At 62.5% G+C, this 20,821-nt stretch carries 21 protein-coding genes and 1 pseudogene; 14 read left to right on the forward strand and 8 right to left on the reverse strand.

The window, feature by feature from the left end; genetic code table 11:
- Window positions 1–238 (forward strand): transposase (locus CT676_RS11000; protein WP_193560879.1); only part of this gene is annotated, 238 nt, incomplete at its 5' end.
- A 45-nt stretch (window positions 239–283) separates the two neighbouring features.
- On the opposite strand, the gene CT676_RS11005 is transcribed toward CT676_RS11000, so the two are convergent.
- The 4 genes from CT676_RS11005 to CT676_RS11025 form a co-directional block, all read right to left on the reverse strand.
- Window positions 284–601, reverse strand: a complete 318-nt coding sequence (locus CT676_RS11005; protein WP_071916798.1) for a hypothetical protein — start codon at window positions 599–601, stop codon at window positions 284–286.
- Window positions 602–712: 111 nt separating this feature from the next.
- A complete protein-coding gene (locus CT676_RS11010; protein ID WP_135214666.1) occupies window positions 713–1,633 on the reverse strand; it encodes a DUF427 domain-containing protein in 921 nt (306 codons plus the stop codon).
- A 161-nt stretch (window positions 1,634–1,794) separates the two neighbouring features.
- Window positions 1,795–7,314 carry a trifunctional serine/threonine-protein kinase/ATP-binding protein/sensor histidine kinase gene (locus tag CT676_RS11015; RefSeq protein ID WP_135214667.1) on the reverse strand — a complete coding sequence of 1,840 codons (5,520 nt, stop codon included), beginning with the start codon at window positions 7,312–7,314 and terminating at the stop codon, window positions 1,795–1,797.
- Window positions 7,315–7,685: 371 nt separating this feature from the next.
- Entirely contained in the window at window positions 7,686–8,213 is a 528-nt protein-coding gene (locus tag CT676_RS11025) for a DUF417 family protein (protein ID WP_085403493.1), read from the reverse strand.
- Between the two features lie 476 nt (window positions 8,214–8,689).
- On the opposite strand from CT676_RS11025, the gene CT676_RS11030 reads away from it, so the two are divergent.
- From CT676_RS11030 to CT676_RS11055, 6 genes are all read left to right on the forward strand, one after another.
- Window positions 8,690–9,055, forward strand: coding sequence for a response regulator (locus CT676_RS11030; protein ID WP_063980875.1), 366 nt, complete (start codon window positions 8,690–8,692; stop codon window positions 9,053–9,055).
- 212 nt (window positions 9,056–9,267) lie between these two features.
- Window positions 9,268–9,711 carry a sigma-70 family RNA polymerase sigma factor gene (locus CT676_RS11035; protein ID WP_223153778.1) on the forward strand — a complete coding sequence of 148 codons (444 nt, stop codon included), beginning with the start codon at window positions 9,268–9,270 and terminating at the stop codon, window positions 9,709–9,711.
- 56 nt (window positions 9,712–9,767) lie between these two features.
- The gene (gene egtD / locus CT676_RS11040) at window positions 9,768–10,748 is read left to right on the forward strand and encodes an L-histidine N(alpha)-methyltransferase (protein WP_244623151.1); all 981 of its coding nucleotides are present in this window, start codon (window positions 9,768–9,770) and stop codon (window positions 10,746–10,748) included.
- Between the two features lie 135 nt (window positions 10,749–10,883).
- On the forward strand, window positions 10,884–11,138 hold the full coding sequence (locus CT676_RS11045) for a hypothetical protein (protein WP_063980878.1): 255 nt from the start codon (window positions 10,884–10,886) through the stop codon (window positions 11,136–11,138).
- Between the two features lie 37 nt (window positions 11,139–11,175).
- Window positions 11,176–11,862 (forward strand): sensor histidine kinase, encoded by a 687-nt coding sequence (locus CT676_RS11050; RefSeq protein ID WP_085403496.1) that lies wholly within the window; start codon window positions 11,176–11,178, stop codon window positions 11,860–11,862.
- Between the two features lie 19 nt (window positions 11,863–11,881).
- Window positions 11,882–12,394 (forward strand): DUF417 family protein, encoded by a 513-nt coding sequence (locus CT676_RS11055; RefSeq protein ID WP_085403497.1) that lies wholly within the window; start codon window positions 11,882–11,884, stop codon window positions 12,392–12,394.
- A gap of 283 nt (window positions 12,395–12,677) precedes the next feature.
- Here the strand turns inward: CT676_RS11055 and CT676_RS45195 are convergent.
- Window positions 12,678–12,950 (reverse strand): annotated as a pseudogene (locus CT676_RS45195) (TMEM175 family protein); the annotation flags it as partial.
- Complete coding sequence (locus tag CT676_RS11065; RefSeq protein WP_135214668.1) at window positions 12,947–13,144, reverse strand: hypothetical protein; 198 nt, start codon at window positions 13,142–13,144, stop codon at window positions 12,947–12,949. The pseudogene CT676_RS45195 and the gene CT676_RS11065, both read right to left, overlap by 4 nt.
- 168 nt (window positions 13,145–13,312) lie before the next feature.
- Here CT676_RS11065 and CT676_RS11070 point away from each other — a divergent pair, with 168 nt between their 5' ends.
- From CT676_RS11070 to CT676_RS11100, 7 genes are all read left to right on the forward strand, one after another.
- Window positions 13,313–14,959 carry an ATP-binding protein gene (locus tag CT676_RS11070; RefSeq protein ID WP_161495883.1) on the forward strand — a complete coding sequence of 549 codons (1,647 nt, stop codon included), beginning with the start codon at window positions 13,313–13,315 and terminating at the stop codon, window positions 14,957–14,959.
- A 2-nt stretch (window positions 14,960–14,961) separates the two neighbouring features.
- Window positions 14,962–15,576: a response regulator gene (locus tag CT676_RS11075; RefSeq protein WP_085403500.1), complete on the forward strand. Its 615-nt coding sequence runs from the start codon at window positions 14,962–14,964 to the stop codon at window positions 15,574–15,576.
- A gap of 346 nt (window positions 15,577–15,922) precedes the next feature.
- On the forward strand, window positions 15,923–16,855 hold the full coding sequence (locus tag CT676_RS11080) for an AraC family transcriptional regulator (protein WP_085403501.1): 933 nt from the start codon (window positions 15,923–15,925) through the stop codon (window positions 16,853–16,855).
- A 186-nt stretch (window positions 16,856–17,041) separates the two neighbouring features.
- Window positions 17,042–17,911, forward strand: a complete 870-nt coding sequence (locus CT676_RS11085; RefSeq protein WP_135214669.1) for an alpha/beta hydrolase — start codon at window positions 17,042–17,044, stop codon at window positions 17,909–17,911.
- 41 nt (window positions 17,912–17,952) lie between these two features.
- Window positions 17,953–18,927: a zinc-binding alcohol dehydrogenase family protein gene (locus CT676_RS11090; protein WP_085403503.1), complete on the forward strand. Its 975-nt coding sequence runs from the start codon at window positions 17,953–17,955 to the stop codon at window positions 18,925–18,927.
- A gap of 32 nt (window positions 18,928–18,959) precedes the next feature.
- Window positions 18,960–19,730, forward strand: a complete 771-nt coding sequence (locus tag CT676_RS11095) for an SDR family oxidoreductase (RefSeq protein WP_085403504.1) — start codon at window positions 18,960–18,962, stop codon at window positions 19,728–19,730.
- Window positions 19,731–19,853: 123 nt separating this feature from the next.
- Complete coding sequence (locus tag CT676_RS11100) at window positions 19,854–20,264, forward strand: DUF2000 family protein (RefSeq protein WP_085403505.1); 411 nt, start codon at window positions 19,854–19,856, stop codon at window positions 20,262–20,264.
- Between the two features lie 29 nt (window positions 20,265–20,293).
- Here CT676_RS11100 and CT676_RS11105 read toward each other — a convergent pair whose 3' ends face one another.
- Together CT676_RS11105 and CT676_RS11110 are read right to left on the reverse strand one after the other, a co-directional pair.
- Window positions 20,294–20,506, reverse strand: a complete 213-nt coding sequence (locus CT676_RS11105; protein WP_085403506.1) for a hypothetical protein — start codon at window positions 20,504–20,506, stop codon at window positions 20,294–20,296.
- A gap of 46 nt (window positions 20,507–20,552) precedes the next feature.
- The gene (locus tag CT676_RS11110; protein ID WP_224517587.1) at window positions 20,553–20,819 is read right to left on the reverse strand and encodes a DUF6510 family protein; all 267 of its coding nucleotides are present in this window, start codon (window positions 20,817–20,819) and stop codon (window positions 20,553–20,555) included.
- Window positions 20,820–20,821: the final 2 nt, after the last annotated feature.

Raw genomic sequence — 20,821 nt, forward strand, 5'->3', positions numbered from 1 at the left:
CAGGAGCAAAGCAGTTCGCCAACTCATCCGTTCGGTCGGCGCCAAACTCTTCTTCCTGCCCAAATACTCGCCCGACCTGAACCCGATCGAGCAGGTCTTTGCCAAGCTCAAGCATCTGCTCCGCAAAGCTGCCGCGCGAACCGTCGACGCGGTCTGCGCCGCAATCGGCCACGCACTCGATGCCTTCACCCCCGAGGAATGCGCCAATTACCTGAAAAATTCAGGCTATCGAACTTAATGCCATCACGCTTTAGGCAGGCGAGCGTGAGGTGGCCGGGCTAGCTCAGCATCCGCGGCAGATGATGAGCTTGCGATCCAGCATCTGATCGCGCTGCTGCTGCTCACGCTCCCAGGCCGACAGAGCATCTGATTGAGGCGCATCGGCCCGGCTCGGCTGACGGTGGCCGACCGGAGCGAGCCAGGGCAGGCGCGACGTCGGCTCGGCCGAGGCGAAACGCGCGGCGGCCCGCGACGGCAGATCGGGGAGGGCGTCGAGAGAGCTGTTCCGGTCGGAGGCATGTGCGGGCGACAGCAAGCCGATCAGGAGAAGGCCCGCAAAAGCGGAGCGGATCGAGCGTGTCTGGTTCGAACGATGGGACATTGTGGCGCTCCCGTAGTGGAGGCTCGGGATGAGCGGCTCCGTTGAGGGCCACAATAGTCGTGGACGCGAAAGGCTGAATGCCGCGCGATCTCGAAGATATGCTCGTTCGTCTCACGCGCGTCGATGGAGGGGACTGGTTGCCGCTTCAGCGGGCCGGCCACCAGGCGCTGGCTCGGCGACCACCTCGGCGATGTCAAGATTGCGATCGGGGCCGTGTGGAACCACCAATTGACCGGGTTCGAGACGCAGCTGCGTGCCATCGAGATGGACCGTCACGATGTCCGGCTCGAACGATACAAAATTGGAGATGCGGCGGACTTCGGGATAGGCGTCGGGATACGACCATGCCGCCTGGCGCGCGTCTCCGATGGAGTAATAGCTGCAGAGGCCCTTGTACGGGCAGAAGGTCTGGAGCTTTACCGGAGTGAGGGCAGCCTCATCGATGTCGGCACGTGGAACATACCAACGGGGTGCAAAGCCGGACTCGTAAAGGACCAGCGGCTGCTTTGTATCGGCGATGACCCGGCCCTGGTGGTTGACCACGAGGTTACGAGCGGTCTGGCGGATGTCGATGCGGTGATAGGGATCGGCGGCATGGCCCACGATGCGTTCGTCTTCCTCGTAGAAGGCATCCATGGCCCGCCAGGCAAAAGCGATCAGACCCTGCAAATCGCCTGCATGGGCGGGCAGGTTGGTGTGCCGCCATGCTCCTCGCGCCGCGATGTGTTGCTCGTCGACCCGAACGCTGTACCAGGACGTCGGCCCAAGATCGGCGTGTTGAGTGATGTGCTCGGTGCGTTCCAGCACATGTGGGGAAACATCGGCCTCCGGGAAATAGGCCACGGGATAATGGCCCGGTTCGAAAAGGAGGAGCACCCGCTCGCTATCGGCGACCCAGCTTCCCCCAAAGCGCACGCGGAGGCGGCGGCGTAACGGTTCGACGTACAGGAGTCGCTTGGGCAGCTGCTCGGGGACGAGAAAGCGGCCGATTGCTCCCGTTGAAAACGGGCCTTGTTGCCAGGACAGTCCCAACTGATCTCTCCCTGCAGCGCACCGTCGGTCGGTGGCGGACCTGTTCCGACCCGTGCTTGGCTTCGCCGGCGCGATCCGACGGCTATATTTCGTTCGCGGCCCGGCCTTGGTTACAGGTCATCGCACCAATTTTGCGGTGTGATGACGCCAGCCGAGATGATTCAACCAACCGTAAAGCCGTCATCGATCGGAACAGTGAACTGGAAGACGGCTCCGCGCGGTTCGTTTGCAGTCGCCCAGAGCCTGCCGCCATGCGCAATGATGATCGAGCGGCATATCGACAGTCCGACACCGAGGCCGCCCGACTTGGTCGTGTAGAAGGGTTCGAACAGCCGCGCGAGGCCCTCCGCCGACAAGCCTGGTCCCGAATCCGTGATCGATACGCGTATGCTCTCGGCATCCGCTCTCGCGGTCTGGATCAACAGCTCGCGCTTGCCCCCCGTTGTCTCGCTCATTGCCTCGATGGCGTTCAGGATCAGGTTGAGCGTGACCTGCTGCAGCTCGACGCGATCCCCGATGACCTTGGGCAGACGATCGGCGAATATCGTCTGGATCGACACATCGTGCCGCGCCGCTTCGGCCTGCGTGAGTTCGATGACTTGGCCGATGACGTTGTTGATCGCCAGGGAATCCCGTTTGGGCGGTGATTTCTTGACGAGATCCCGGATTCGCTCGATGACCTCGCTGGAGCGGATGCCGTTCTCGATGGCGCGTGTCAGCGCCCTGCGCGTCTGCTCCAGCGCCGGCGGTTGGTGATCGAGCCAGCTCAAGGCCGCTTGCGCGCTGGCGATGACGGCGGTGTTCGGCTGATTGACCTCGTGGGCGATCGACGCCGTCAGCTGTCCCATCACCGCCACGCGGTTGGCGTGGGCCAGCTCCATCTGAGCCACGCGGTAACGCTGCTCGTTCTCGCGTGCCTCGGTTTCGGCGCGCTTGCGCTCGCTGAGATCCAGCACGAAGGCAACGCCTTGCTCCTGTTCGTCGTCGAACAGGGCTCCGCCGGTCAGCACCGGCACCCGGCTGCCGTCCTTGCGGAAGAACGCCTTCTCGAACGGGTGGACGACCCGCGTCGCCTTCAATTCGGCCCGGGCGCGGTCGGTGCGCTCCTGCCATTCGGGCGGCGTCAGATCTGCCCAGCGCAACCGGCCTGCGGCAAGATCCTCGCGATCATATCCCATGGTCTTCAGGAACGCGTCGTTGGCATCGAGAATGTCGGGGGTGTGATCGAAGATGAATATCCCGATGATGTTGGCCTCGACCAGCCGGCGGATCCTCGACTCCCGCTCCTGAAGCTCCCGGTACAGACGGGCATTGTCGAGCGAGGTCGCGGCCTCGGATGCGAGAAACTTGAGGATCGCGATCCGGGCGGGTGTGAAGACGCGCGAGGCGAGATTGTTCTCCAGATACAGAAATGCCACCGCCCTGCCTTGCTTGACGAGCGGCACGCACAAGGCTGACCGGACGTGCTTCTTCTGGATGTACTCGTCGCCGCCGAACGCGCTGCTCGTCGAGGCATCGTCGAGCACGACGCTTTCCTGGGTGCGAGCCGTGTAAAGTACGATCGACATCGGCACTTCAGCGGCGGAGATCGGTGAATCGGCGAGATCGAGAGCGACCGAACCGCCGCCAGTCACGGCGTCCGCCCGAATTCTCAGCTCGGAACCCCTCGGCAAAATCAGCACGCCGCGTTCCGCACCCGCGTGCTCGATGGCCGAACGAAGCAGGGTCTCCGTGAGCTTCTCCAGCACGATCTCGCCTGAAACAGCCTCCGACACCTTGAGAACCGTCGCAAGGTCCAGCTGTTCGACAGGTGCACCGATCGTGCCTGCGGTGCTGAGCGCGGATCCTCGCTCCCGCAGGTTGGGATGAAGTTTCTCGAGCTGGCTCACCTTCGCCTCGGCGCCCCAGCGCGCGTAGCAATCGCGCGCTTTTGTCAGGTAGGAAAGAACGACCGTTCGAATGCCGCGCGCCTCGTAGAACCCTGCCGCGCGTTCCGCAGCGATCGCCTCGATCTGCGCGAAGCCGGATTCTTGCGCCAATCGGATCGATTCCTCGTACAGCTGTTCCGCCTCGAGTTCGCGACCTTCGATGCGCGCAAGCTCCGCCGTGACGAGCTTCTGCCGGGCGGCGAAGTTTGCGGGGCAGCGGTTGGACCAGACCGTCAGCTTGCGGTGGTGTTCCCGGAGGTCGCCGAGGCGCCGCTCGCGATCCTCGGGGCGTGATGCGTGATAAGCCCCGGCATGAGCGAGCGCCGTGTAGAACCGGTATTCGGTGAAATCCGAATAAGAGCGGGCGCACCATGAGAGCGCTTCTGCGCGTGCGGCGAGGGCAATCGCGACATCGTCACGTCCGGCAATGACTTCGATCTGAATTTGCGTCGCGTAGTAGAAGAAGGCGCTTATCGGTTCGCTCGCATCCGAGGGCTGAAGCGCCGCGGGGCTCTCGAAGTCATTCCGGCCATTGCGCCCCATAAGGCTCTGCGCCAGATCTCGTTGCCTGATGAGGCCCTCCGCAGCCAATCGGACGCCCAGACCCTCGGCGAATGCCAGAGACCGCTCGGCGCGCGAGCAGACGTCCATGAGCGGATCGCCGCAGAAGAGATCCACCGATATCAGTCCGCGATGCGAATACGCCGCGAATGCCAGATCTCCGGTCGTCAAGCAGATTGCGAGTGCGCGCCGAATGAACGGCCGTCCCGATCGGATCGGGAGAATCCATGGGGTCACGTGAAGGCCGAATACCAAAAGCGCCCGGCCGCTCAGCCCTGTCTGCGGCTGCCTGTCGGCAAGGGCTGCGCCAAATTGCGATAGCCGGAATCCAAGTTCGGCATCGGTTGAATTGCTCGCGAGCACGCCGAATATGGCGGTCAGCGGGTAGCACGCTTCAGGGCTGGTCCCGTGCTGGAGCGTCAGTCGAGTGGCCTCCAAGAGCATGGTGTCGGAGAGGTTGCGATCGGTGAGAAACGCAGGCGTGAGGAGATCGGCCAGGACGCCCATGGTCGCACGATGATCCGGATCGGTCATCGGCGGTAGCGCATGAAGCTGCTCGTCGGACAGCTTTTCGGTCAAGCTCCGCAGGCGTCGCCGATCCTCGTCCACCTCGCTGCGGCTGGGATGAGGAGACCAGTCAATCCCGGTTCTGCGCAAAAATGCGAGGCAAACGTCAACCGCGCGCTCGAGCTGTCCCGCGGTGGTGTATAGCTGCGCCTGGAGTCTGGCGACCTCGGCGCTCGCCTGAATGTCCGAACAGCTCTGCGACAGGACCGTCAATTCCGCTTCCGCCGTGTTCAGCTCGCCGAGCAGGAATTTGCATTCGGCGTGGAGCAGGCCGATCGCGAAGGCGTCCCGGCTGTACCGCGGACGCCCTTCCTCTCCGAGCAGTTCGCGGGCGATTTCAAGGTAGGTTGCCGCCGCATGGTAAGCCGTTGCATTTCGCGCGCGCCGGCCCGCGGCGAGATTGACGGCAATGACCTGTTCGCGTTCCGCGCCGTTCGTCAAAGCGGCGATGCCGCGGTTCAGCTGGTTGGCAACGATATAGACGCGCTCGTTGGTTTCGTCGGGCGTCAGCTGCGCTGCCAGGACCAGACCCATCCGAAGGTGCAGGGCCGTTCGCCTGTCCTGGTCCGGTTGAAGCGCATAAGCGGCCTCTTGCACGCGATCGTGGACGAACGCGTAAGAGCTCTTGAGGCGTCGGACCAGTTCGAGACGCGTCGCGTCTTTCAAATCCGCGTGCAGCGTCTGCTCCGATGCTCCGTGCACGAGGCAGAGCATTGCGATCTCGGCGCTGTTGCCCAGGCAGGCCAGCTCCAGCAGGGCCTGACGTGTCTCGTCGCGCAAACCGCTCAGCTTGCCGACCATGAGACGCGCGACGTTTTCGGCGTAGCTTTTTTCCTTGATGCGTTCGAGATCCCAGTGCCACTGTCGCTTGTCATGATCGAAGGCCAGTAGTTCTTCTTCGGCCAGTGCCCGCAAAAACTGCGTGAGAAAGAACGGATTCCCGTTAGTCTTCTCGTATATCAGCTGCGCCAGGGGCATGGCGTATGCCGGCTCGCAGTGAAGTGCATCCGCGGTGAATTCCTCGACGGCAGCGCGGGTGAGGGGTGCCAGGTCGATTTCCCGCACCCGTTTACGGGAGGCGCGAATTTCGACGAGCCGTTGTGCCAGCGGATGTTTGACGTCGACATCCTTGCGTCGATAGGCGGCGATGAGAAGCAGATTTTGCAGGTCGGATCTGTTCAGAAGAAACGCGATCAGATCCAGTGTGGCCACGTCGAGCCACTGCAGGTCGTCGAAGAAAAGCACGAGCGGATGGTGAGGCTTGGCGAAGATGCCAATGAAGCGTCGAACGACGAGTTGGAAGCGTCGCTGTGCGTCTTGCGGGGGGGCCTCCGGGACAGGTGGTTGATCCCCGATCACCAGCCGCAGCTCCGGTACGAGATCCAACATCAGCTGACCGAGCTGGCCCAGCGCGTCGTGCAGTGCGTTACGCCAGGGTGCCAGATCGGCATCGCTCTTGGCGAGGAGGCCTCGGATAAGGCCTTGAAGCGCATGCGCGAGCGTCGCGTAAGGCATATCGCGCTTGTGCTGATCGAACTTGCCGGAGGCGAAGAAGCCTCCCAACGGGACCAAGGCCTTCTGCATTTCGTCGACGAAAGCGGACTTGCCGATACCGGAGGGGCCGGACACCAGGATCAACTCGGGCGTGCCGCTCCGGGTGACGCGATCGAACGAGGTGAGCAACGCCTCGATCTCGTGCTCCCTGCCGTAGAGCCGTTCGGGAATCAGCAGGCGGTCCGGTATATCGGTTTGTGCGAGGACGAAATCATCGATCCGTCCCTGCGCTTCCCACTCGGCGAGCGACCGTTCGAGGTCGCTCTTGAGACCGGCGGCGGTCTGGTAGCGGTCCTCGGCCGTCTTGGCGAGGAGCTTCATGATGATCGCCGACACGGCGTAAGGCACACCATTGACTCGTTCGGCGGGCGGAACGGCACGTCTCGCGATGTGGCTGTGCACCCATTCCATCGGATTGGCCGCGGTAAACGGCAGTACGCCCGTCAGCATCCGGTAGAACGTCACGCCGATTGCGTACAGATCGCTGCGGGAATCCACGGACCGATTCATGCGGCCGGTCTGCTCGGGCGCCATGTAGGCCAGCGTGCCCGCCATGGTCTCCGGTGGTTCGAGCTGCTGTCGCTCGCGCGGCAGGCGAGATGCAAGGCCAAATCCGGTGATCCTGACCTCGTCTGCTCCGCTCACCAGAAGATTGGCCGGCTTCAAATCCTTGTGGACCAGGCCCTGCCGATGCAGCTGGTCGACGGCGGTGGTGATGCCGAGAGCCAATCGCAAGAAATGGTCCAGCTTCATCGGCGCGCCGAGCAACTGCTCGAGCGGCTCGCTGCCGGGATCTTCCAATATCAGCAAGGTTCGACCACCGTCGCGGATCAGCTCCAGCGGCCGTACGGCCCAGGTCCCATCGAGCTCGTCGCGCAAGGCGTATTCATGGGCGAGCCGGTCGAGGACCGCGGCCGGCGGATGTTCCGCAGCCGCCCTAACGGTCAGGACACTGTTGACATCGCCATCGGCGCCCCGGCGCCATTCGCGACAAAAGACGCGCTCGCCGTCGTCCCATGACGCTTTGAGACCGGCATTGCCATTCGTGGATACCCGCGAGGATACGTGCATCTGCCGGACTCCGGAACTAGCCGGCCAGTCGATTGAAAAGGAGGGAAAGGTGTTCACCTGTCCCGTCCGGGAACGTACTCCCAACGCCAATCCCCAACAATAGCCGGGATCGGAGTCGTGGTATGGGCCACATTCCGTTCGGATCCAGCGTCACCGACAAGAGTTGTTCCGATGCGCTCTGATCGGCAATTCCGCTCAACCGCGGATGATGCATCCAGCTTGAGCGCGGGGAAACTGCGGGATTCTTCGAAAGGCCGTTCAGCGTGGACAGCGTCAAGGTCTATGAGCCGTCGCCCCAAACCTACGTTCACGTGGAGAATAAACTTGGCGTCCGTCCCTCGCAGCTCTGCATGATCGCCTGCCAACCGGCGCTATTGCATCGCTTCCTGTCGAACAATCCCGTTCTGAGCCGGCGACACGTCGGCTGCTGCCCGGAGGAGGTCACGCTTGAGCAGATAGATGGAAGCCGCAAGCAGTACCACATCCTTCATGAGGAAGAGGAACGGCAACGTGGCCGCAGGAAATCCGCCAGCCGGCGCGGCCCAGGCGTCGGGAAAGAACGGAATGATCGTCACGGTGGCGACATAGGTCGCGCATGAACCCAGCGATCCCAGGATCGCCAGTCTTCTGCTCCAGAAGCCGAGCAGAAGAAGCAATCCAAACAGCAATTCCGCTGAACCCAGGAAGTAGGCCGCGCCGCGCACGCCAAACACCGGATACAGCCAGAAGATCAGCGGACCATTGCTGATGAACGGAATCAACGCGTGCGCTTCGTAGTCGAACCATTTCTGGCAGCTGAAGACGAAGAACACGATGATCATCGCCACACGCGTGGCATGGTAGTCAAAATCGCCTCTGACCAGATCGAGCTCGGACAGTTTCTTTATGAGATGGTCCATCGGATGTCGTCTCATCCTCGAGGTCGCGGATTGGCGCCAAGGGCGGCGTCGACGTCTGTCGTGATCTGAACGGTAGCCAAGCTTCGAAGAACGCGCTGTGCGCGGATTATCGTGCTTTTTTCAAACTTGCGCTGTTCGGCCGCAGGCGGTCGGGATCGGCGTGGCCTGACATCGCGTCGCCCTCGGTGGCTCGCTCTTGGCGCCGCAAACCCATACCAAAGTATGGGTCTGTGCATCACAATCGCGAGATTGCCGGAGGCGCCCACCGAACGCATGCTCGAGGCCGACATGCGCAACCGATCCTGGCGCAGCTACTGGATTTTCCTCAGTTGGGGAGACCGAACATGTGCCTCTCGCGAACAAGCATCGAACGTCACGACAGCAGCCGCCTGGTCAACTGGAGAGCGGCTTGCGCTTCAATCGCCCGTGTTGCGATCGCGTTTCGATGATGATCGCGTCTTGCGAGGGTAAGTCAGGTGAAGGTCCCTTACGTAGGTGTCGTCGATGACGACGAGGCCCTGTGCCTGTCTTTGGTGGATCTGATGCGATCGATCGGCTACCGCTCCGAGCCGTTTGACAGGGCCGAAGCGCTGCTGAGCTACGCCGGCCGGTTCAGCTTCGACTGCATCATTGCCGACGTTCACATGCCTGGAATGGGTGGGCTCAACCTCGTTCGCGAGCTCCAGCAGCAGAAGGTCGGAGCGCCGGTGATTCTCATTACCGCGCTTCCTCACAAGCAGCTGGACGCCGAAGCGGCCTCGATCGGCGCATTCTGCCTTCTCAGAAAGCCGTTCGAAACGAGCGCGCTGCTTGAGTGTCTCGACAGGAGCCTTCGAAGATGAAAGCGCTCTCGGATGACGACATCTCGTCCTCTATGGCGACGCAATCGTCCGGCGGCGACGAGCCCGGGCGTGCACGACCCCGGGGGGAGACGGATTCGCCGCGACATGATCGCCGAAAGGCGGCCCGTTGGGAGAGATGGAACGATTGTTCGGAGCGATGGGGCCGGCTCTTGCTTGCGGCGCGAGCAGGGGATGGAGACGCATATGAGCGATTGCTGCGGGAGCTGGATCTGTGGCTTCGGGCCTACTACGCGCGCCGGCTTCCCTATCCCGCCGCCGACGATGCGAGGCAGGAGGTGCTCCTGGCCATTCACGCGAAACGCCACACGTTTGCGGCCTCGAAGCCCTTCGGCGCCTGGGTCACGGCGATTGCCCGCTATAAATGGGTCGATCGTGTGCGCGATGCGTCTCGCTACAGCGCGCTCGCGCTCGACGAAGACATCGCAATCGAGGATCACGAAGGTGCCGCGATCAGCGCTGCCGCGCTGGACCAGCTGCTTGGGCGGTTGAAGCCTGCGCAAGAGAGCGTGATCCGCCTCGTGAAGCTCAATGGTCTGAGCATCGCGCGAGCGGCCGGTGCGACCGGACAGTCGGCGGCCCTGGTTAAGATCAATATCCATCGCGGCCTGAAGAAATTGTCCACATTGGTCTCCTGACGTCATTGCGGCCGCGGGCCGGGCCGACCGAGACGTCGTGCGAAGGAAAGCCGAAATTGCTTCAACTCCAGAACGAAATGCGATCTACGGTGGCCGACCTGACGGCGGCGTTCCGCTATGACATCATGGAAGGGCTGAGCCTCGCGCCAAAGGCAATTCCGGCGAGATGGCTTTATGACCGCCGCGGATCGGCTCTGTTTGAAGCCATCACGCTGCTGCCCGAATACTACCCGACACGAACCGAGCGATCGATCCTTGCGTCCGCAGCATCGGAAATCGCCGCGCTCGCGGGGCCGGGCCGCGCAGTCATAGAATTCGGCTCAGGCTCGTCGGCAAAGACGCGACTGTTGCTGGCAGAGACGGAGCCTTCCGCCTATGTGCCGATCGACATCTCGGGCGAATTCCTCCGGGAGGTTGCGGTAGGCTTGTCGCATGCATTCCCGGGACTGCCGATCTATCCAACCGAGGCCGATTTCACCTATCCCTTTGCGCTGCCGGACGAGATTGCCTCGACTGCGCGCCTTGGCTTCTTTCCGGGGTCGACGATCGGAAACCTCACTGTGCCTGCGGCGGTCGACCTGTTGCGGGCGATGGCGGTGACCCTGGGGGCCGGATCGATGCTGCTGATCGGCATCGACCGTATCAAGGATCAGGATGTTCTCCTGCCAGCATATGACGACGCGCAAGGGCTGACGGCCGCATTCAATCTCAACCTCTTGCACCGGATCAACCGCGAGCTGGGCGGCTCGATTCCCCTGGGCGCGTTTCGCCACTTGGCGCGCTGGAATGATGCGGAGGCGCGTATCGAGATGCATCTGGAAGCCACGCGCGACGTCCGCTTCGAGGTCGACGGTCGCGTCTTCTCGTTGTCGAAGGGCGAGACCATCCACACGGAGAACAGCCTCAAATACGGGCGGAGGGATGCCTTCGTCCTGCTGCAGGCCGGCGGATGGCATCCCGTCGCCGATTGGAGTGACGACAGCGGGCTCTTCTCGGTCATTCTCGCGGAGCAAAGGCCCGCGCCGGCGGCACCCTAGGATGAATCGGGGGCGCAAACGGAATCATTTCCAACAATATCGCCTCAATCGGCGCAATCCACGAACAGCGAGGCTCGTACACATGCTGCATAATGTGCGCGTCATCATGGCAATCAACTGCGTTGAGGCGCGACCATGCAACTCCGTTCATCCCTCATCCTGAGCTTCGCCGCCATTCCTCTAACCGCCCTGGCAGATCCGCTCCCGGCGCCGTCGCCGAAAGCGCCGAGCCCGGCCGAGACCGTCCAGGTGCAGCCGCGCGGCAATGAATTCATGCCGAATTCAGTCGCCGAGGATGCGTTGCAGAAGCGCATTACCGACTTCAACCGGAAACTGGAAGGTCTGGACGCAGATCTCGACAAGAAGCTGAAAATCTGCCGCGGGTGTTGATCGAAATCCGGTTCAGCAAACAGCGATAGGTCCGCACATGAGGCACACTGTCACCGGTTCGTTCCACGACGGCGGAAGCGGGTGCGCGCACTATGAGCGGATCGCCCCGATCCGGGATGACGGGCTTGAGCTTGTCGTCAGGGAACTGCAGCATCGCATGCGCAATATCCTGAGCATCGTTCTGTGCTTCGTGAACAACACCGATGCGAATACGACCGCCGATTTTCGCGAGGCGCTCTCGGCACGGATCGCGACCCTGTCCGACGCCTACAGGATGATTGAATCCGCGGGAGATCAGCGCGTGTCCCTCGCGGCGATGCTGGAGCGAACGCTCAAGCCGCACGCGATGTTTCACAGAGGCCGCATTCTGCTCGCGGGGCCGGACCTCACGCTGGAGCCGCACATCGCCTTGGCGCTGCACGTCATCATTCACGAGCTGGCTACCAACGCGAGCAAGTACGGCGCGCTGACATCGACGGCAGGAGCCGTCGAAGTGATCTGGGAAAGCCCGCCCTATCTCGGCGGACAAGGTCTTGCGATCCAGTGGCGCGAGCGCGGCGGACCGATTGTGACCAAGCCCGAACGCAGAGGCTTTGGCACGCAATTGATCGCAAGGGCCCTGCCGGGCGCGCAGGTCGATCTCGACTTCGCGCCCGGCGGTCTTGTCTGCCGGCTTCTGATCGATCTCGGTCAGACGCTGACCACGCAAGGGCCTGTCAGTTAGGATCAGGAGGATCGACACCATGAGTACATTGGCGAGTGCCCCGCGCAAATCATTCGCAAGCAGGCTGCCGATATCGGGGCTGCTTGCGGGTGACCTAGATTACCACATCGTCCGGGCGTCGATGGTGATCCTGTTCTTCTTCTTCGGCTACCAGAAATGGTGGGCGTACGAGGCGGACCGCCTGGACCCCTTCATCAGCAACGGTCCGCTGATCTGGTGGCTCTATCCCGCTTTCGGCCATCAAGGTGCCAGTTGGTTCCTCGGCGTCGCCGAATGGACCGTTGGTGCTTTGATATTCGCGGGCTTCTGGAGCAAGCGCCTCGGCATTCTGGGCGCCCTTGGATCGACCGGCACCTTCATCGCAACAGTCACGATCATTCCGTTTATGCCGGACGGTTGGGATGCTGCTGCAGGCGGCTTTCCGGCGATGACGGGCAACGTTCCGTTCCTGATGAAGGATGTCGTGCTGCTTGCGGTATCGTTGTATCTGCTGAAGCAGGATGCGGCCCGTGTCCTGCGACCTGAGGCTTGAGATACACGGCAAGGCAGATGCAGATCATGGCCAGCGCGAGAATGGGATAGTGCAACGAGACGGCCGCCGCGGCGAGGAAGCCGAACAGGGTGGTCAAGGATCGCATCCGCATCATCATGCACGCCTTGTCCGGGATCGCCTCGATCGCCGGCCGGTCGACGGCTTCCCAGCACAGCAGCAGATAGGTCGCGTTCACCAGGGCGAATACGCCGGCATAGACGGTGACGGGCAGGGGCGCCAGCTTTGAGCTCGCGATCCAGGCTGTCGAGAACGGCAGAAGCGATACTGAAAACAGATGAGCGAAGTTTCCCCAGATCAATCGGGGCGTCGCCGCGCTGGCATAGTGCAGAAGATGGTGATGGTTCACCCAGACGATGGCGATGAAGAGATAGCTGACTGCGTAGCCGATGACGGTCGGCCAGAGTTCGAACAGAGCATCGAGGCTCGGAGCGTGCGGCGGGCGCAGGTCCAGGGCGAGAATTGTAATAACGACTGCAAAAACCGCGTCCGAGAGGGCATTCAGGCGTTCTGTCTTCGGAGAGTCCGCGGTCATCATTCCTGTTTCCTTGCCGATGCAGGCCTGCGCGGCAGTGTCTCGGCGCCCCGATTAAGGCTGAGCGGCAAGCGAGTCATGCCGACGGCCAGCGGGGCGCAATGCCGCTGCTCCGCACTTTCGTAGACATTCGGAGCAAACGTCGCATCGGTTACACCTGCTTCGAAAAAATCGGGCGAATGCGCAACGACGTGCATGGCGCGGGCTCGTGAACCGCGGCTCTCGCGACCAAACTTGGCAACGTTCGCAAGTCCCGTTACATGTTGCGGCGTACTGACGCGCTCTCGTCCCACCCCTCGATACGCAAGCGGCGGGGTGATGCGTCGAGACGTCTGGAAATGATTTTCACGACGAGACATCTCGGTATGAGGCTTGATAACGAGACGCACGAACTCGATCTGGTCGCAAAGGCGTTTCAGATTATCTCGAGAGAAATCAGCTATCAGGGATTGGCCAAGGCTCTCCTCATGGAGGCGCTGAGCTACTCCGGGGCCAGTCGGGGGGCGATCCTGCTCAGCGGGCAACGAGAGCTGCTTGCCAAGGCCGATGCGAGCTTCCCGCGCGAGAGGGCGAACTTCCTTGCCTCCTTCCCGCCGCACGCCGAATTCCGCCTGCCGAGCGACCTTGCCGAACAGGTGCTCGATCGAAAGCAAACGGTCGTGAGGCAAGCCGGCGCGGAGAGCTCGGCACTGATCGATCCCGCAAACCCGCCGTCTGGAAAGATAGCGCAGCTGTGCCTGCCGTTGATTCACCAGCACTGGGCGATCGGCGTTCTCTATCTCGAAGCGGATGGAGATGCGGAGATCTTCACGCCGCGATGCGTCTGGGTGACATCCATGCTGGCCAATCAGGCCGCCGTCTCATTCGAATCCGTCCGCCTGTTCGAGGCGCTGCGCGAGACCAATATGTGGATGGTCAGAGGTCAGCAGATCGGCGGGATGGGCAGCTATCGCTGGAACACGCGGACCCTGCTCTCCCGCGGATCGCGCGAATGTTACCGCATCCTGGATATCGACCTGGACGTAAACCCCGTGCCCTTCGAGGTGTTCAGGAGCCGGGTCCACCCCGAGGATTATCCCGCGCTGGAGCAGGACCTCACCGAGGCGATCAGCACAAAGTCGCCATTCACCCACGAGTACCGGGTGGTTCACCGGGACGGCAAGACGTTGCATGTCGTGGCCGTCGGGCAATTCGATGAGGGGCCCACGGGAGACCTCGAGCTGGAAGGCATCATCACGGATGTGTCGCAACGGAAGGCGGCGGAGCAGGCTCTCGCCGACGCGCGAAACGAGCTTGCGCGGGCGACGGGTCTGACGTCCCTTGGCGAGCTCGCCGGCTCGATCATTCACGAGATCGATCAGCCGCTGACGGGCATGATCATGAGCGCGGAAGCTTGCCTCCGATGGCTCGCCCGGGATCCCGTTCAAGCCGGGGAGGCCCGGAAATCGGTCGCGCGCATCATCAGGCAGGCGCGTCGAGCTGCGGAGGTTGTGACCGGGGTCCGCTCTCTGGTGCGGGGCACGCAGGTCCATTTTGCCGAGTTCGATATCAACGATGCGGTTGCGGAGGTTCTGCTTCTGTCGAACAGGGAAATCGAGCGGGCCGGGGTCATCGTCCGTACCGACTTCGATCGATCATCGCCGCGTGTCGAAGCAGACCGTGTTCAGGTCCAGCAGGTCGCGCTCAATCTCGTGCGCAATGCGATCGAGGCCATGGCCGGGGTCGAGGACGGGAACCGCATTTTGGCCCTCTCTTCGGGGGTCGCCGATGGTATGATTTCCGTGGCAATCGCGGATACGGGGGGCGGCATCAGCCCGGCTGATAGAGAGCGGGTCTTCGAGACGCTCTATACGACGAAGGGAGCGGGACTCGGTCTGGGACTGTCGATCTGCCGCAAGATAGTGAAACTCCACGGAGGACAGCTATGGGTGGAAGAAAACGGGAGGTGCGGAGCGAAGTTCACCTTCGCTCTCCCGCTTCGCCAGGCGGTTCAGACGTCGGAAAGCCGGTAGACATGCCTCCCTCCGGCGTTGTTCATATCGTCGACGATGACCGCGCGGTTCGCGAGTCCCTTGGCGACCTGCTCGAGTCCCTGCACTACAAGGTCGCCCTGTACGGATCTGCTTCGGACTTCCTGAAGGTTGAACTGTCTGACGCCCCTGCGTGTCTGGTGCTCGATGTCAGATTGCCCGGCACGAGTGGCTTGGAGCTGCAGGAGTACCTGACGAAAATCAATGTCGGAATCCCGGTGATCCTGATGACCGCCTTTGGCGACATTCCCATGTCGGTAAGAGGCATGAAGCTGGGGGCGGTCGATTTTCTCACCAAGCCGATACGGGATCAGGATCTTCTCGATGCGATCACGGCCGCGATCCGAAAGGACATCGATCGGCGCGACGACAGCGCGCACCTGGCGCAGTTGCAGGAGAAGTTTGCACTGCTGACCACGCGCGAGCGGCAAGTGATGACGCTGGTGGCATCCGGTCTGATGAACAAGCAGGTCGCCAGCGAGCTCTCGATCAGCGAAGCGACAGTCAAGATGCATCGTGGCAGCGTGATGCGGAAGCTCGGGGCAAGAACCGCGGCAATGCTCGTGCGAATGGCCGAAGCGCTCCAACTCCAGGGCTGAAGCTTCGCCTCCGGGACTGGCATCTCGTGCTGAATCATCTCGGCGCCGTCCCTGCACGCGACCCATACCTAAGTATGGGCCGGAACAGCACAAGCGTGAGATTGTCCGCCAGCGCGATGAAAAGCATGTTGCCCCTGTGCGGTGCTGCCAGCCGGCGTTGGCAGCGCGCCTTGACCGGAGAGGTAACGCCACGTGCAGCTTGCGGCTTCAACGCCCATATCCAGGCGATCAGGGCATCTCCTCCGTGCAGAAATTCGTTGACGATTGGACGCGGCCATCCGGAGCACAGAACAGGGCGACGACGATGGGGATGTACGTATCAAATTCGAGTGAGACCACGCCACGGATGGCGGTCTCCGCTTCGCCAATCCGGCCGGTGGACGAGACACTGTCTTCCAGGCCGTCCGACGCGGCGCTTCATCCGACGGTCAGCATAACGCCTTCCGAGCCGGTGAAGCGCCTTGGGATCGGCTGGCGCTGGTGGTTTTCGGAGAGCGTTCACCTCCCGGTCGGAAACAGGATTGAATTTCGCTTTCAGGGATCGAGACATCTCCTGGCGTTGTACAACGAGGGAGCGCGGAAAAGCGGTGAGACCTCAATCGATGGCCTCTGCTCGTCGAAGCTGCGAGGCTCCGAGCACAGGCTGACCTTTGTCCCGGCGGGACGCGCTTATCGGGAATGGCATGAGACTGCCTCGTCGGCGCAGGTGACCTTCCTCTACTTCGATCCCGCCGCGTTTCACAAGTCCGACGACGGCGCGGCCGGGCTCGCGCCAAGAATATACTTCGAGGATCCGCTGGTCTGGGAGACCGCCTCCAAATTGAAGAAGGCGATCGAGAGCGCAGAGACGAATTGCGCGCCTTACCTCGAGGCGCTCTGCGGCGTGCTCGCCCACGAGCTTTCCAGGTCTGATCACGATGTTGTTCGCGAACCGGCAGCGGTCAGTCGTGGAGGTCTCGCGGGTTGGCAGAAGCGTGTCGTGGTCGAGTACGTCGAGGGGCATCTGGGAGAACAGGTCTGCCTCCTCACGCTCGCCGAGCTCGTCAGGCTCAGCGTTCACCACTTCTGCCGCGCTTTCAAGAAGTCGTTCGGAATCCCGGCCTACCAGTATCAGGTGCAGCGACGCATGGAGTTCGCCAAGCTGCGGCTGGCGGATCGCGCGGTATCGATTACGGACATCGCACTCAGCCTGGGCTATGCGCAAACGAGCTCCTTCAGCTCCGCCTTTCGCAAAGCGACGGGTTGGACTCCTACGGACTATCGCAGGGAGTTCGAATGAATAGATCCGAGGGGCGATAGATCGGGCAGAGGAGGCGACAGGCCGTCTCGTACGGGCAGAAATCCCCGGGGAGTCTGTAACCGGATCGTCCCGAGTCACGAATGTCCAGGTGAGACCGCCTCGGATCGGCCGCCATCGGATCATCGATTTCACCGGGCGCAACAGGTGTCGAGGGAGGGACCACAAATGACGAGCATTCGATACCGCAAGGCGGACGTGGACGGACTGAACGTATTTTACCGGGAGGCTGGTCGGGCTGACGCGCCCGCCTTGCTGCTGCTGCACGGATTTCCGACCGCTGGCCACATGTTCCGCGATTTGATCCCGGCGCTCTCGGATCGCTTCCGACTGGTGGCGCCGGATTTGCCCGGGTTCGGCCAGTCCGACATGCCGGCCCCCGAGAGCTTTGCCTATACGTTCGCCGCGTTGGCGCAGGTGATCGAACGATTTACGGAAGTCATCGGACTCGCCCGTTTCTCGCTCTACGTCTTCGACTATGGCGCGCCGACGGGCTTTCGGATGGCCCTTCGACATCCCGAACGCATCGTTTCCATCATCTCGCAGAATGGCAATGCCTATGAGGAGGGATTGAGCGAAGGCTGGAGCCCGATCCGGGCTTACTGGCAAGATGCATCGCAAGTGAATCGGGCGGCGCTGCGATCATTCCTTTCGCCGGAGACGACGGTCTGGCAATACACCCACGGGGTGCCTGACGTCTCCCTGGTCTCCCCTGACGGATACACGCTGGACAACCATTATCTCGAGCGCCCAGGCGCGGACGAGGTCCAGCTCGATCTCTTCGGCGACTACAGGACCAACGTCGCCATGTATTCGGAATTCCAGGCCTACTTCCGCAAGCACAAGCCGCCCTTCCTGGCGGTCTGGGGCAAGAACGATCCCTTTTTCCTGCCGGCGGGCGCGACGGCGTTTCAGCGCGACATGCCGGGCGCCGAAGTGCGCTTCTTCGACACAGGGCACTTTGCGCTCGAGACTCACGCGCGGGAGATCGCAGCGGCGATCGGTGAGTTTCTTGGCCAGCTGAATTCGAATAGGTAACGGTCGCTTCCCTCGCCGCGAGAAACGTCAGGAGAGCCATCATGCGCGCTATCGTCCTTGAAAAATTCGGCGGCCTGGACAGCCTCGTCTATCGGGACGTTCCGGAGCCGGAGCCGCAGCCCGGTCATGCCGTCATCGAAGTCAAGGGATTCGGCATCAATCATGCGGAAATGCACATGCGCCGGGGTGAATGGGCCGAAGCGGCGCCGATCAGCGGTATCGAATGCGTCGGTCTCGTGAAGTCGTGCCCGGGCGGCGAATTTCCGGTGGGCGCAAAGGTGGCCGCATTGATGGGCGGTCTCGGCCGGACCATCAACGGCAGCTACGCCGAATACACGCGTGCGCCGGTCTCGAATGTCGCATCGATCGATGCGGATTTGCCATGGGCCGAGCTCGCAGCGATCCCCGAAACCTTCGCGACGGCATGGACCTGTCTCTTTCGAAATCTCGATCTCGCGAAAGGTCAGCTTCTCGTCATCCGCGGAGCGACGTCCTCGTTCGGTCAGGCGGCACTCAAGCTCGCGGTCAATGCCGGCGCGCGGGTCATCGCGACGACGCGCAGCCGGGAGCGCTTTGCGATGCTGGAGAAGCTCGGAGCCGCGCGGTGCGAAATTGAACGGCGCGATCTCTCAAAGCATCTGCCCGAGGCGAAGCAGGTCGACGCAGTCCTGGACCTCGTCGGCAACAGCGTCGTGCTCGACTCCCTCGCCATGCTTCGCCGCGGCGGCCGCTCCTGTCTCGCCGGCTGGCTCGGCGGGCTTGATCCGATTCCGGATTTCAACCCGCTGCTGCAGATGCCGAGCGGCGTCTACCTGACCTTCTTCGGTAGCTTCGTGTTCGGCACGCCCGGGTTCCCGCTCTCCGACGTGCCGCTGAGGGAAATCGCCGCCGACGCCGCAGCCGGCCGGCTGGACGTCAAGCCGGCGCGGGTCTTTCGCTTCGACGAGATTCGCGAGGCGCATCGCGTCATGGAGGCGAACGAGGCGGTCGGAAAGATGGTCGTCGTTCGCGACTGATATTTACAAGCTTGGTATTGGGGAGGGTTGATATGTCGAAATCAGTCGCGATCGTGACGGGGGCGAGCCAGGGAATCGGCCGGGCGACCGCGGTGCGCCTGGCGCGCGATTTCCCGGCGCTTGCCCTGGTCGCACGAAACCGCGCCAATCTCGAGGACACCGCAAAGGCGGTCAGGGCCGCCGGCGCCGGGGTGCTGGTGATCGACGCCGATCTGGCCGAACCTCGTGCCGCTCAATCTGTCGTCGACCAGACCTTGGCGGCGTTCGGCCGGATCGATGCCCTGCTCAATATCGCAGGCGCGGTACCTCAGGTCGATCTGTTCGAGACGACGGAGGCACAGTGGGACGCCGGACTGGCGTTGAAGCTGCATGGCGCCCGGCGGCTCACGATCGCCGCCTGGCCGTCGCTCATGGCCGCAAAGGGGGCGGTGGTCTTGATGTCGGGAAACTCGGCCTCTTTCCCCAAGGCGCCCTATGCCGCGGTCGGCACCATCAACGCTGCAATCGTCGCCTTGGCAAAGGCGTTCTCCGACAAGGGAATCAGTGATGGCGTCCAGGTCAACAGCGTCCTGCCGGGGCCGGTGATGACGGGCCGCCGCCGCTCCTACCTCGAGCACTGGGCGCCCCTGCACAACATGACCGTCGAGGAAGCCACGGCGAAGTTTCCCAAGGACGCCGGGATCGCGCGTTACGGCGAGCCGGAAGAGATCGCCGAGTTGATGGCGTTCCTCGTATCGCCCGGCGCGCGCTGGATGACCGGCTCGGCATTGCGGATGGACGGCGGCGAGGTGAAATCGATATAATCGGTTTGCACCCGAAGGGCGTCCGCGGAAGTGGCCCACTTGCAAAAGCGTTCGATGCGCGCAAGCATGGAGTAAGGGCTCTTTCGCTCTTCGCGAGCGCTGAGGAATAGCGATAAATCCGTCATGCAATTTGACACCAAGATCGCGGTCGTGGTCCGCACCGACCTTGAGCCGTGGCAGAAGCTGAACGTGGCCTCTTTCCTCGCCGGCGGGATCGCGGCGGCTTTTCCGGCCTGCATCGGCGACCCCTACGAAGACGGCTCCGGGACGAAATATCTGCCGCTGATCGGCCAGCCCATCCTGATCTATGGCGCCGACCGCGCGGCGCTGTCACGCGCGCTCGATCGCGCACTGTCTCGCGGGGTGACGCCGGGGCTCTATACCGAGGACATGTTCACGACCACTCACGATGCCGCCAACCGCGAAGTCGTGAAGGCCGTTTCCCGCACAGACCTGAATCTGGTTGGGATTTCCATGCGCGCCGAGCGCAAGGTGATCGACAAGATCGTCGACGGGTTGAAATTTCACGGCTGACGCTTCCCGATCTGCCCCGGCCGTCCTTTTCAGTCTTCGCCGGATCTGGCTCTGAGGAGCTCGTCGCGGCGCCTGATCAGAATCTCGAGCCGTGCGGCCTGATCGTCAATTCGCTGGCCGACAAGCTCTTCGCTCATCGCGGCGAGATGTGAGGCGGACTGTTCAATCAGCTCGCGAAGCTTCGCCGCCGTGGCGGCAATCTGGCGCTCGATTTCAGCGAGGTGGATGTCTTCACCGTGCATGGCGGGTCTTTGATTTCGGGGCTTGGCGCGCGATCGGGCGCGGCATTCAGAAGTACAGGTGCCGGGCACCGTGCATTTCAAGGACACATCCCCTCTGAGTGCGCGTCGCCTTCATCAGATCGCTTCCGCAATCGGCGCATTTGACGAGCGCCTCCAGCGGCCCGCCGTCGACGGCGAGAGAGCCAAGGCAGGACACGGTGTTGCATGCCGCGCACCGGATCTTCGTCAGGGTGATGTCAAAGGCAAAGGCTTCTTGAAGCAAGTGTGTGCCGGGGTCACCGCCAAGAATGAGGTCGGCGATGTTGTCTGCCATGG

The sequence above is a fragment of the Bradyrhizobium sp. MOS001 genome (assembly GCF_004634465.1).
Lineage (GTDB): Bacteria > Pseudomonadota > Alphaproteobacteria > Rhizobiales > Xanthobacteraceae > Bradyrhizobium > Bradyrhizobium barranii.